A 12,642-nucleotide genomic window follows, 5' to 3' on the forward strand; every position below is an offset into this window, starting at 1 on the left:
AAAAGATGCGTGATCTTTTTCATACAAGATCTATCTACAAAAGATGGCTTGTCTTATAGCTTTATTCTCGTACCGGAAACGAAATAATAAACAATTCGCTTTTGCCAAACATGATCCATTTAGGTCCTCGATTTGCTGCAATTTTATTGGGAGGTTTACAGCTTTACAATTGATCAACTACAAGTTATGGTTGTAATTATATGGAATTGTCATAGGTATCAAATGAATCCTATAAATAACCAAATCGGAACGGTGTTTATTATTAAAACCATTTTTCGGGGAGGGAGATTTTTGCAATATAAGGCACTAATCGAACAAATAATAAATGACGACGAAATTGATTATGAGATTACAGAAGATACTGTGTTTGAAGTTTACAAGACGGTTAAAAACACCGATGTTGAGAAAAAAGTTTGGCGAAGGCTGGTCTTTTTGTACGATAAACCGCTGCCTAAACAAATCGTTTTTGACCTTATAGATCGAAAAATAGCCCTGTTGCATTTAGGTCACACCAAGCAACATTACGAAGTCATGTGGAAATTGGCCGAAATTGTAGACGAAGCCTTATTAACTTTAGCGATTGATATTTACACCAAACGTAATTTTGGTATTGAGGAGACTGAGATTCTTTTCAACAAATTTTATGATCATACTTGGATGTTAGAAACTTTAATTCGTAATGAGCCTTCGTCCATAGAAAAGAGAAGATTGCTTGAGGCTGCTCTGCAAAAAAATAAAGATGCAGATTTTTTGCAAAGATTGCTAACTGTGGTGGATAACGCTAAACTCGCAAGACGCGATGATTTATCAATGGAGGAATTCAATGCCCTTTTCCAAATGAATGAACCCCATGTATGGCTTTCCTTATCGATAAACCCTAAAACTCCAGCATATATTCTAAATAGGTTAGTGGATGTAAGAGATATAAAAAACGCAAAACAAATAAGGAATTCAGCAAGAATAAATCTTAGAAAAAAGAGCTGAGGTTTATATACAAACTTTTATTTTCTATCAGATCGCGGCGTGGAACTTAAACCGAATACTTGTCGTTTGAAGTCCTTGGCCAAATCTTGCTGAGGATTTTTTTAGTGTTTCCGGCGTTGTTTGCGGACTGCCAGGGGTTAAAAAAGTTCATCCTCCTCAACCTTTCACAAGCCGGCTATAATTCAAATCAACAGATTGGTGAAGGAGATGAGAAACGTGAGAAAAATTGTTGCCATTGCTTTAGCAGCAGCGATTTTGTTGGGAGGATCGGCAGTAACGATAAGCACCGGCTCCGTTACCGCCACACCGCCAAATGGGGGAATGAACGATCCGCCGGAAGGTACCGGTTAATCGACAAACAAGTTCGTATAGGAGATGAGAGACATGCGGAAAATGATTGCCATAGCGTTAGTAGCTGCGGTTTTATTAGGGGGATCTTTTGCTGTGGTAAGCACCGGTCCCGTAAACGCTTCACCGCCGAATGGTGGCGGAATGAACGATCCGCCGGATTCTAATGGCTGAAGGCATATTGGAGGAAATTAAAGTTCAACCTCCTCATCAAACATTTGCGATAATGAAGGGGGCAAACAGACTAACTATTTACTGAGATATGACCATAAAGTGAAGGCGTGCCATGAGTGGCACACCTTTATTTTTTTTGTTTTGAAACACTCCATCTGGGAAAATATCATTGTATTCATAAAAAGAATGTTCGACCTATTAAAGGATGAAGGAATTAAGCAATCTGCAGTACAATTGATTGAAACTGAAGAAGATATCAAATTACGTATTATATATCCGACTCGAGCGAAATTTTTAGGATTACATTAATGAAATGTGGTGAAAAGCTCTATTTGAAGATATCATCGTTATTATGAAGAATAGAATGGGGAACTCAATTATGTTGAACGATGCAGGCTGTCATTTTTGTGCGAGACTAAATCTATGAATGCTCCAATTCTATCCACCAAACTGTACATCCCTATACCACGTACTAATGTTGTCCATCGACCTCGCCTGATCGAGCGTCTGATCAAGGTACTTGACCTTAAACTGACCCTGATCTCCGCTTCAGCCGGCTTTGGCAAGACTTCGCTTGTCAGCGAATGGATCTCCGGTTGTGATCGGCCTGTCGCATGGCTGTCTCTGGACGAAGGGGACAACGATTGCTCGCGGTTTCTGACTTACCTTATCGCTGCTCTTCAGAAGATTGCGGAGAATGTTGGGGGAGGCGTGGTTAGCGCGCTCAAAAACCCACAGCCACCGTCAATCGAATCTCTTCTAACGGTCCTGCTTAATGATTTATCCGTTCTTCCGTTCAAAATCGTGTTGGTGCTTGACGACTATCATGTTATTCGTGATAAACGGATAGACGATGTCCTAATTTTCCTGCTCGAACATCTCCCGCCTCAGATACACTTGGTTATCGCTACCCGTGAAAATCCGCAGTTTCCTCTTGGACGGTTACGAGCACGTGGTCTCATGACTGAGTTACGTAATTCCGAACTGCGCTTCACTTCAGGCGAAACGGCCGTATTCCTCAATGAGGTGATGGGCCTGGAACTCTCGTCGGATGAAATTACTGCTCTTAAGAACCGTACCGAAGGCTGGATTGCAGGACTTCAGTTGGCAGCGCTATCGTTGCAGGAGCGCGAGGACATTCCAGCGTTCATTCGGGCATTTGCAGGAGACAACCGGTATATTGCAGATTATCTGGTCGAAGAGGTCTTGCTGCGTCAGCCTGATCATGTCCGGAGCTTCTTACTTCGAACATCTATTCTCGACCGCTTACATGGCCCGCTCTGCGATGCCGTCACCGGCCAGGAGGGAGGCAACGTACGGCTCGAGGCTCTGGAGCGAGGCAACTTTTTTGTTTTCCCACTGGATGACAGGCGACATTGGTATCGGTACCATCACCTCTTTGCGGAGGTTCTTTACGCGCATTTGAGGGCGCATCAGCCAGCACAGGTAGCTGAGCTGCATCGCCGAGCGAGCATATGGTATGAACAGCATGGCTCGGCGGCCGATGCGATCCGCTACGCGCTGGCCGCCGAGGATTTCGTGCGTGCGGCGAATCTGATCGAACTGGCTTGGCCGGATATGGCCAGGAGTAGGCAGGAAGCTGCATTTTTAGGCTGGTTAAAGGCGCTCCCAGACAATTTAATCCGCCGCAGACCTGTACTCAGCGTTGGATATTCCTGGGCGTTATTGGCAGTCGGCGAGCTGGAAACCGTAGAGGAGCGGCTTCGAGACGCTGAAAGTCAGCTTGAAACAACGGCAGAAATCAATGAACGACCGGTAACCTCATCGGATGATTGCGTCGTTGTGGACAAAGAACAGTTCCGGAGTCTCCCGGGTTCGATCGCCGTATACCGTACCGCACTCGCCCAAGCTCGGGGTGATCTGTCCGCAACTATAAAATACGCCCGGCAGGCGCTCGACTTCGTACCTGCATCCGATCATCTTCGGCGCGGAGCGGCAGCTTCGCTTCTGGGACTCGCATACTGGGCGAGCGGGGATCTCGAGGCAGCGCATAAGACTTATTCCGATGGCATGGCTAGCATTCTGTTAGCCGGGAACATTTCTGATGCAATCGGTGGCTCTATCGCTTTGGCTGATATTCGGATTGCGCAAGGTCGACTCCGCGATGCGATGCGAATCTACGAACGCGGATTGCAGCTTGCGACGGAGCATGGCGAGCCAGCCATGCGGGGAACGGCAGATATGTATGTGGGGATGAGTGAACATTACCGCGAAAAGGACGATTTGCATGCCGCTGCGCAGTACCTGCTGAAAAGCAACGAGTTTGGCGAGGATACAGGGTTCCCGCAAAACCGGTATCGATGGCGTGTTGCAATGGCTCGAATCCGTGAGGCTCAAGGAGATATGGACGGAGCGCTAGAGATGCTAAATGAGGCAGAGCATATGTATGTAAGCGACTTTTTTCCAAACGTGCGTCCAATAGCAGCATTGAAAACAAGGGTGTGGATAGCGCAGGGCAGGTTGGATGAAGCCCACGATTGGATACGGGAGCAAGGTCTTTCCTTAAATGACGACCTATATTATCTCCGCGAGTTCGATCACATTACCCTTGCCAGGGTGCAACTGGCCAAGTATAAGAGAGGGAATATAAACCGCTCCGAGCTTGAAAAGGTAATAGGATTCCTGAAGCGCCTCCTTCACGCGGCGAACGAAGGCGAGAGGACGGCGAGCGTGATTGAAATCCTGATTGTGCTAGCGCTTGCCAGCCAATTGCAAGGCGATATCCCCACAGCGCTTGTATGGCTTGAACGCGCCTTGGCTCTGGCTGAAGCAAAGGGCTACGTTCGTATCTTTGTGGACGAAGGCCGACCCATGTCGACCCTTTTGGAAGCAGCCGTGAAAAAGGAGATCGCACTGAATTATGCTCGTCAACTCCTTTCAAAATTAGCTGAATATGAAAAAGCGACACCGGAGAAACAGCATGTGATCGAGCATCTAAGCAAGCGTGAACGTGATGTTCTTAGACTGCTCGGAACCGATTTGAGCGGCCCGGAAATTGCGCGCGAACTCATGGTGTCCCTGAACACCTTGCGGACACATACCAAGAACATTTACGACAAGTTAGAGGTGAACAACCGACGGGCGGCGATCCGCCGAGCTAAGGAACTCGATTTACACTAACGATCCATTATCACACCTCCGGCCCTGGCAGGTTCAGCAAACCGCGTGCCGGTTTTTTTTGTCCGCCCTCCGATTGACTAATCACTGCTATAATCACCACATGTGGTGATGCCAATCCACCGGTTGAACGCGTATACTCAGTTGTACTAAGGAACGCAAACAATACGGAGATAATCCGTCCAAGGAGCTAAAATGAAAGCAAATGATTATGAAGAAGGCCAAGCTCACGATGTTCCTCAGCTCAATGAGGCAGGGAATTCTGTGACTCCTAAACCCACGTCACCGGCAAAAGCTGTTTCCGGAGAGTGGCTCGTTCCCGCCGGACTGCTCTTGCTGAGTGCCGTTCCGCTCGCAGCAGGCACCTTCCGACTAACTGAGCTGGCCGGAGGGGCGGAAATCACGCAGGCTAATGCACGTTTTTTTGCGGCCCCATTGCCAGTGGTGCTGCATATCCTGAGCGCCAGTGTGTTTGCCATTCTAGGCGCTATTCAGTTCGCACCCGAATTCCGGCGGCTTAGACCCGGATGGCACCGTGCGGCTGGGAGGCTGCTAGTTCCATGCGGACTACTGGTTGGGCTTTCTGGGCTGTGGATGACCTTGTTTTATCCCCGCCCGGCCGGCACCGGCGAACTCCTTTATGTATTTCGACTCCTGTTTGGACTGGCAATGGTTGTGTCCATCCTTATCGGGTTTTCCGCGATTCGGCGAGGGAATGTGATCCGGCACCGCGCATGGATGATTCGCGGCTACGCGATCGGGCTCGGCGCAGGTACGCAGGTATTAACCCACTTGGCGGGATTATTGATCGTCAACCCGCCAAGTGAGCTCAGCGTAGCGCTGCAGATGGGTGCAGGCTGGGTGATCAATCTCGCCGTGGCCGAGTGGGCCATCCGTAAGCGTTCGGCCACTCTAGCCCGTTAGTCATAGGCCGTACAAACAGATCATAATGATTAACCAACAAAACCGGACTGCAGCTTGCGGAATGTTAAAGGTGAAAAACCGCCCTGAGAAATCTGTAACCGGCGATAAGCCGGCTCGCAGCAACTACGGTTAAAGCGATTGTTGCTGAGGGAGGTCGGAAGCGAAATACGAAGAAGGTGAATAGCGGAGGAGTGGAGGAGAGCTGGATGAAAGCGATCGTATATGAGCGGTACGGGCCGCCGAATGTACTACAGATGCGGGAGGTTGACAAGCCGGAACCAAAAGACGACGAGATATTGATTAAGGTTTATGCTGCAACCGCTGCGGCGGGGGATTGGCGTTTACGTAAAGCAGATCCTTTCCTGGCGCGGCTGTTCAACGGTTTGTGGAGACCGAAACGCGTTAAGATTCTCGGATTCGAATTGTCCGGGGTTGTCGAATCGACGGGCAGCGGCATTAGCCGGTTTAGACCCGGGGATGCCGTTTATGCCGCGTGCGGGAACAGCTTCGGCGCGTATGCCGAATACAAATGCCTGCCCGAATCCGGCTGCATCGCGCTCAAGCCTTCGAACATGACGTTTGAGGAGGCGGCCGCGGTTCCGGTCGGTGCCTGTACTGCCCTTCAATTTCTTCGAAAAGGCAACATACGTCGCGGCATGCGCGTTCTCATCTATGGCGCTTCAGGCAGCGTTGGGACAAATGCGGTGCAGCTAGCAAAACATTTTGAAGCGGAAGTGACCGCCGTTTGCAGCACAACGAATGTGGAGTTAGTGAGCTCATTAGGAGCCGATCGCGTCATCGATTATAGGAAAGAGCAGCTCACGGAAGGCGGTCCGGCATACGATATCATTTTCGATACGGTCGGGAAGAGTCCTTTTAATGTTTGCGTCAAGCGCCTGGCGCGGAACGGCTCTTACTTGCGAGCGGTACATTTTAGCCCTCCAACGGTCGTTCTCGGGTTATGGGTTAATTTAACAAGCGGGAAGAAAGTAATTGGCGGAACCATGAAGGAAAACGCGGAGGATTTAACCTATCTTAGGGAATTGATCGAGAGCGGCAAGCTGCAAGCGGTCGTCGATCGCCGGTATCCGCTGGAGAAGACTGCGGAGGCCCATCGCTATGTGGAGCAAGGTCATAAAAAGGGCAGCGTCGTAATAACCGTTCGGCAGGAGTGATCAGTTGCACTTCTTACCACCCGCTGCAGTTCGAGCAGAACAAACAGACAACTCGGAAGCAAGCAGCTATAAGTCCATAGAAGATACCAAGCAAATGATGCTCGGTTGTACCCGTTTTGCTGCTTTGCATAATCAAAAACAATCCGAATAGTGCTAAAGCGACGCATCCCATTTTTTTGAATGAGAGTTTTTCTTTTAATACGAATGGTGCTAACAGAATAACTAATACTGGCGCAAAATAATAGCTTAAAGCTGCATTCGAGAGCGTTGCTTCCTTATATGACTGAAAAAGAAAGATCCAATTTCCGCTTAATGCGATGCTCGCGATTAACAAAGCAATGGCATTCTTTTTCATGTTTTGCCATGATGGTTTATGTTTGGTGCAGATACACACAAGGACTAAAAACAAGCCGCCGATCAGACTTTTGAATAAAGCTATTTCGCTAGAAGTCAAATCGATATACTTCGCAAATACGCCCACCGCACCGAAAATGATCATCGACAAAATGAAATACATTTGATGTTTCACGTCTTATTCCCGCTTTCTTCAATATGATGAGGGGCCATAATAGGCCGGCTGCCGCATTCATACAGTAGAATCCACGGAAAAGGACCAGCATGCACTAAGTACCTAACCAGTGGATTCTACTGTAAAGGTACTGCCGGCGGGGCTACGAAATGAGCCATTGCGATCGCTCCTTCTCTAATAAAAATAAAGAATGTATTTCATATATACCATGATTGACATCCCGAATATCGTTACAGTAAACTGTATATAATACATTAAACTGTAACTTGACCGGTGTTGTGTAACGGGAGTGAGCGAATGAGCGGTTATACGGCAAAGCAGATCGCAGAGATTATTGGGCAAGACGACCCTAGAATGAATTTGAGAACAGTGAGGTACTACACACAAATCGGAATGGTGCCGCCGCTGGAGACGGTCGGAAATAAAAGGGTATATACGGATAAGCACATTCACTTTTTTCGAGCCATTATCACATTAACAAGAACCGGTGAAACGTTAGCATCCATTCAAGAAATTTTAAATCCGCTCACCATCGAAGAAGTGGAAAAGATCGGTCAACGGATGCACCTTTATGATTCGAGTCGTGTTCTGGAAAACGAAACCCTTGCCATTACCGAGGATGTCGCAATAACAATTAGTCCCAGAATTTCTGCGGAATTAAAACAAAAAGTCATCGACTCTGTTTCCCGGGCTTTAAGGGGTGAAACAAATTGACGCTTAACGTAAGGTTAGCTAAATCAATCATGGAACAAGAAGAAGGGATGAATCATTTATGGATTCAACTTTTTATTGCAGATTTTTCAACAACCGAAAAAGCGGAGATTGGCATTCAGCTCCCCAGCGGACTTTATCGCGCGCCTAATCTTAATGGGTATGAGGAAACGGAGTCGAGGGGGATCATTTTAGATTTGTCACAGGATAAAGATGTGCTGTTTGAACTTTATACTCAATCTGCAGTGAGTTGTGGTGAAGCACCGATCGTTATTTCTATAAAATACCTAGATAACCGGAAGCGTCGGAAGGAGATAAGTGAGAATATCGTTATTCGCTTCGTTAGCGAAGAGGAAATGGATGCGCTGGACATCGATCAAAAGGTGATTGAACGCTTGATGGAGCTTGGTAATGGTGCTGCTGGTATGCCGAAGCCAGATAACGACTTTGTAAATCTCAGACCCAGAACATACGAAATTATAAACAATGAGTACGCTTATCTTGAAAAGAGATACCGGGTTGAATACGAAACGCGAGGCAGGTGAAAAAATGAATATTAGGCAATCGGAATCGGAATTTTCAGTAGAATATCAGGACCCGAATGGCGTACTGTATTATCGAAACATAAAGGCAACAGACTTCGCTGAAGCTAAAGCTTATATCCTGCAAAGATATCCTGATGTCGTCATAAGAGCGGTTACCCTACTTACGGATGATGATAATGCAAACGATAAAAATTAACTGCTTTAGAACATCAATCATGTAAGCAAACATCCAATAAAGAAATCATGAATGTAAACAAAATACGATTACGACTATTGGGGCAAGTACGTTTATAAAAAATTAGAGAAACTACCGTTCAATAAAAAAGCGACAGTGTGGGATTGTATTTTCTCGTCCCTAGCTGTCGCTGTTTCTGTTCATTTAGTACTATATTCGAATTTACTTATTCATGACATCCGTTTACGGATGACAATACTTCTGCCATCCGGGTCATGAACGACCCAGCTGATGTCGCCATCTCCGTTTCCCTCCAACACTCTTGAGATCGTGATACCCGCATTGCGTAACCATTGATAGGCAGAACTAACGTCCGCAAATTCGAATTGCAAACGAGCGGCTGAATCGGGAGGTCCAAACTTGTCCGTGAATCGCAGAAAACGATCGAGAGGATCTCCAAAAAGATTGCAATATGCGTTTGAAGATGATGTAACGTTTTTTACCGAAATATTGTACGGCGCTTCAGGCAAAAGCAACGGGTGCCCAATGGAAGCAGCTCCAGCAAAAGGAAAAGAATCAGCGAGCCGGTTGCTTCCGATCATATGCTGGTGGCCGTCTGTGTCCTCCGCAATGAAAAAGTCGGTGAAAGGCCCGCCTTTGTCCAAAAAATTAATAATGGTCCAATTCTGATTTATGGCACATTCATAAGTTTGATTTACATCAGGTACGCGGATATAAAAAACGGGATTCCAATCCGCATGATTGAGATCAAGCCGGCGGTCCATTAACACCAAGTATGAATCGTCCCGCATAGGCAGCAATGCAATGGGATCATTTAGTCTTCCGGGTTCCGGTTCGATTCCGAAAAGCGCTCCATAAAATAACATGCTTTTTTTAAGATCACTGCACATGCAAACAACGCCATCCACTGCTGCAGTATTCAACAGACTTGGAGCTGCTTTATACCGATTGCTGCCGAACGAATAAAAAGGGCTCAGGGAAATATGATGAATAGGCGTTGACGCTTGACCGGAGTTTGCGATTCGAAGCTCCGACATTAGCTCGCGAAGGACGTCGAGCGCTTCCGACTCCTCTTTTTTAGCTTGTTGAAGCAGCTTTACCGCTTGCTCGCGAACTTCAAGCTCTCTTGGAAATCCGCCATGAGGGAATGGGAATAGCTGACCCAGCGCTTCAAAAGACAGGCGTACCGCATTATATCGAATCATCGCTCGCCGCATGAGTTCTTGTATTTGCGGAGTCTTGTTCAACATAACATCAAGCTCTCGCTCTTTCCAAAACGTCACGGCTTGCGCGCGAGTACATCCATATAATGCAATATTTGAAGCGTTGCCTAGCGGATCGACCGTTCCGTTCTCGAACGCGGCAATCCATTCGTCAAAAGCAGCTAGCCCGTTAGTACAAGGTAAAAACGTATAGTCGCCTCCGTCGGCATGCCGAATGACGCGTTCGAGCAAGCGAATCAGCTTATGATCCGGACGTTGATATCCTTCGCTAAGCTCCCCGTCCAGTACATATGCATACAGCTCTTGGGAAATCGTTTGACCGGTCTTGGGACTTCCGTGATACAAGCTCCGATACGCGACTGGTTGGCAAGCCCGTGAATCGACAGCATACAATTGTTGATTCTCATCGTCGTATCCATACACGATAGCGAGATCATAGGATAAAGCGCCGAGGAGCAGCGCAGGATATCCCCGGTTTATGGAATCCCTAATCATATCCAAGGCATAAAGGAAATTCCGAGTTTTGTGCGTGCTGGCGCCTGCATTTTTGAAATGTTGATAATCAACGTAGTTCGAATGATACCCAAGATTGAGCAACGCATTTGAGAGGAACGTGTCCCAATCCCACAACATGGGGCTCTCGGCACCGATTGTGTTTCGTCGAACATTGAGATGAAAAGCATAACCTGAATATCCCATCATTTCCGCCATGGACACGTTAGCCCCTAAACTGCGAACGAGATGATACAACGCATTCGGGAAAGCAATGCCTTGATGCAACGGAGGTTCATCTTGAATGGCGGGTTTGTCCAGTATGACCTTCCGGTTTCCTCCTCTTGATTCGTTATGTACCCGGATTCGCGTGTGGATATCGAGTTCGATTCGAGTATCTTCCGCTTTCTTCCGAATTCGGGACAACGTTTTATGAATCGCGTTGACGTTCGAATCCAAGCTTTCCGCAATTTCTTGCGGGGTTAATTGTTCGTAAAAATGCTTCTTGAATACTTCTCGCTCACGCGGTCCCAAGCTTTGAATCACGGCAGGTAGCCAATCGGCGAGCGAGGAGCCGGATACGTTATCCTCAGATTGAGAGCTTGTATGTTTTCGTTTCACATAGTGGTGAAGCACGGTATCCAGATCGCTCCAATTCGTTCCGTCTTCACTTGAAGTGTGGGCGTACGACGGGATCAACGAGGTAAAGGGGCGTTCATGGGCATGCGGCCCGCCGCGGCGCAGCTTCATCAGTGCCTGATTGCGGACGATCGTACGAAGCCAAGGAAGGAATTTGGTTAAATCCGTCACCGTGCCTAGCTTCAAAAATGCGCGAAGGAGCGCTTCCTGAACGATATCCTCCGCCAGATGATGATCGGGAGTCATTTGTCAAGCCCACTGGAACGCCCGACCGCGGTGACGGGCCAACAGTTCCTAATAGGCTTCTTTACTGCCTAGTCTTGCGCGTTCAATAAGCACTTTATCCGATGCCGCTTCCATCTGAATCTCCAAGATCGTAGGTCCCCTTTAGAAAGTCTTTATCATCTTAAAGTAACTTTCTATGAGGAGAGAAATTTTTCCTGCAAAACAAGAAAGCGGATGTCAGGTTCAGCGTGTGGGGCGGCATCCATACCTGTGTAGGAGAAAAAGAGGAGGTATTCGTATGGTCAAAAAGCTTATGGAAGTTGTGGATGTCCCCGTCGTGGCGTCCGTAATACCGACTATTTTCGTAACAAATCTGGAGGACGCGCTGGAGTGGTATTGTCGTTGCTTAAAATTTAGAGTGCTCGCCTTCAACCCTCACTTTGCAACTTTAGAGATGTCGCCAGGCCGAATATGTTGGATACGTAAAGATGCTGAGCGAAAGGGGCAAGGCCAGCTCAACTTCCACGTTAAGGATGCTGTCGCTTTGCATGAGCACTTGGTACGCGAGGGTGTTGATGTAGATCCGCTTGAAGTTGGTGTGGCGGATACGCATTGGTACATACTTCGGGATCCGGACGGCAATTCCTTCGGAGTATGGAGCGGACTCTTTGGATTGAATGAAACGGACAATGTGAACAGGCCCGAATTTCCGGCATTAATGTCGTACAAGTTCGTAAAGGTACCTGCAATTCGTTGGGCCGGCGTAGCTGCGACCGTCGATATTGACAGTCCTGATGAGGGCATTTTCGACGCAGCATCACATTTGAGCCTGCAAGCCTTAGGGGAAGGGCGCACATTCACCGTCAATCCGATTATTGAGAAGTACGCTGGGGTAAAGCAACATCGGCTATGGGTATGCCGCGAAGTAGCGAATGATCTTCCCATGCCGAACAATCTCGTCGAGATCACAATTCCGGAGCAGCATTATGCGGTGTTTTCCTTCAACCTATCGCAAACCGATTTTCGTAACCGGTATTCCGGTATTTATCGTTGGCTCGGTAAACAGTTCGGCTTCTTGAAAACAGAGCCGGGCTCGGCGGGGGCCTATCACTTGGAATTTTTTCTGGAAGATCGTATCGAGGCGTACATTCCTTACTCTGCAGGACCGGACGAAACGCACGATTATGAGTAATTGCTTTTATGGCCTTCTAGTCTGTAAAACGACATCAGAACACCGATTCGAGCCCGCGCTTTTTGCGGGTTTTTATAATTTATTGGTCTGTTTTTTAAAGCTGCGAACTTGTTCTTTTCCTTCACGAGAGTCGTAACGGCCCAATCA

11 protein-coding genes are annotated in these 12,642 nt (G+C 47.5%); 9 read left to right on the forward strand and 2 right to left on the reverse strand.

What is annotated here, in order from left to right:
- Positions 1-291 precede the first annotated feature (291 nt).
- From DQG23_RS03355 to DQG23_RS03370, 5 genes are all read left to right on the forward strand, one after another.
- Complete coding sequence (locus tag DQG23_RS03355; RefSeq protein ID WP_146762241.1) at positions 292-984, forward strand: hypothetical protein; 693 nt, start codon at positions 292-294, stop codon at positions 982-984.
- A 216-nt stretch (positions 985-1,200) separates the two neighbouring features.
- A complete protein-coding gene (locus DQG23_RS43375) occupies positions 1,201-1,335 on the forward strand; it encodes a hypothetical protein (RefSeq protein WP_272949026.1) in 135 nt (44 codons plus the stop codon).
- Between the two features lie 594 nt (positions 1,336-1,929).
- On the forward strand, positions 1,930-4,647 hold the full coding sequence (locus DQG23_RS03360; protein WP_113029354.1) for a winged helix-turn-helix domain-containing protein: 2,718 nt from the start codon (positions 1,930-1,932) through the stop codon (positions 4,645-4,647).
- A gap of 192 nt (positions 4,648-4,839) precedes the next feature.
- Positions 4,840-5,568 carry a DUF2306 domain-containing protein gene (locus tag DQG23_RS03365; protein ID WP_113029355.1) on the forward strand — a complete coding sequence of 243 codons (729 nt, stop codon included), beginning with the start codon at positions 4,840-4,842 and terminating at the stop codon, positions 5,566-5,568.
- 206 nt (positions 5,569-5,774) lie between these two features.
- Positions 5,775-6,743: an NAD(P)-dependent alcohol dehydrogenase gene (locus DQG23_RS03370; protein ID WP_113029356.1), complete on the forward strand. Its 969-nt coding sequence runs from the start codon at positions 5,775-5,777 to the stop codon at positions 6,741-6,743.
- A 13-nt stretch (positions 6,744-6,756) separates the two neighbouring features.
- Here the strand turns inward: DQG23_RS03370 and DQG23_RS03375 are convergent, their stop codons facing one another.
- Positions 6,757-7,272 (reverse strand): DMT family transporter, encoded by a 516-nt coding sequence (locus tag DQG23_RS03375; RefSeq protein WP_238177722.1) that lies wholly within the window; start codon positions 7,270-7,272, stop codon positions 6,757-6,759.
- Positions 7,273-7,569: 297 nt separating this feature from the next.
- Here DQG23_RS03375 and DQG23_RS03380 point away from each other — a divergent pair, with 297 nt between their 5' ends.
- Genes DQG23_RS03380 through DQG23_RS03390 form a run of 3 tightly spaced genes read left to right on the forward strand, consistent with a single transcriptional unit; the run spans position 7,570 to position 8,724 of the window.
- Positions 7,570-7,986, forward strand: a complete 417-nt coding sequence (locus DQG23_RS03380; RefSeq protein WP_113029357.1) for a MerR family transcriptional regulator — start codon at positions 7,570-7,572, stop codon at positions 7,984-7,986.
- Complete coding sequence (locus tag DQG23_RS03385; RefSeq protein WP_113029358.1) at positions 7,983-8,528, forward strand: hypothetical protein; 546 nt, start codon at positions 7,983-7,985, stop codon at positions 8,526-8,528. Before DQG23_RS03380 ends, DQG23_RS03385 begins: the two co-directional genes overlap by 4 nt.
- The gene (locus DQG23_RS03390) at positions 8,503-8,724 is read left to right on the forward strand and encodes a hypothetical protein (RefSeq protein WP_113029359.1); all 222 of its coding nucleotides are present in this window, start codon (positions 8,503-8,505) and stop codon (positions 8,722-8,724) included. Before DQG23_RS03385 ends, DQG23_RS03390 begins: the two co-directional genes overlap by 26 nt.
- A 209-nt stretch (positions 8,725-8,933) precedes the next feature.
- On the opposite strand, the gene DQG23_RS03395 is transcribed toward DQG23_RS03390, so the two are convergent.
- Positions 8,934-11,324, reverse strand: a complete 2,391-nt coding sequence (locus DQG23_RS03395; RefSeq protein WP_113029360.1) for an RNA polymerase sigma factor — start codon at positions 11,322-11,324, stop codon at positions 8,934-8,936.
- A 277-nt stretch (positions 11,325-11,601) separates the two neighbouring features.
- Here DQG23_RS03395 and DQG23_RS03400 point away from each other — a divergent pair, with 277 nt between their 5' ends.
- Complete coding sequence (locus DQG23_RS03400; protein ID WP_158560277.1) at positions 11,602-12,495, forward strand: VOC family protein; 894 nt, start codon at positions 11,602-11,604, stop codon at positions 12,493-12,495.
- The last annotated feature ends 147 nt before the right edge of the window (positions 12,496-12,642 follow it).

The organism is Paenibacillus contaminans (assembly GCF_003285015.1).
GTDB classification, from domain to species: Bacteria; Bacillota; Bacilli; order Paenibacillales; family NBRC-103111; genus Paenibacillus_V; species Paenibacillus_V contaminans.

Coding starts and splice junctions, on each gene's coding strand:
- DQG23_RS03360 (WP_113029354.1), top strand. CDS start 1,930: ATGAATGCTCCAATTCTATCCACCAAACTGTACATCCCTATACCACGT.
- DQG23_RS03365 (WP_113029355.1), top strand. CDS start 4,840: ATGAAAGCAAATGATTATGAAGAAGGCCAAGCTCACGATGTTCCTCAG.
- DQG23_RS03370 (WP_113029356.1), top strand. CDS start 5,775: ATGAAAGCGATCGTATATGAGCGGTACGGGCCGCCGAATGTACTACAG.
- DQG23_RS03380 (WP_113029357.1), top strand. CDS start 7,570: ATGAGCGGTTATACGGCAAAGCAGATCGCAGAGATTATTGGGCAAGAC.
- DQG23_RS03395 (WP_113029360.1), bottom strand. CDS start 11,324: ATGACTCCCGATCATCATCTGGCGGAGGATATCGTTCAGGAAGCGCTC.
- DQG23_RS03400 (WP_158560277.1), top strand. CDS start 11,602: ATGGTCAAAAAGCTTATGGAAGTTGTGGATGTCCCCGTCGTGGCGTCC.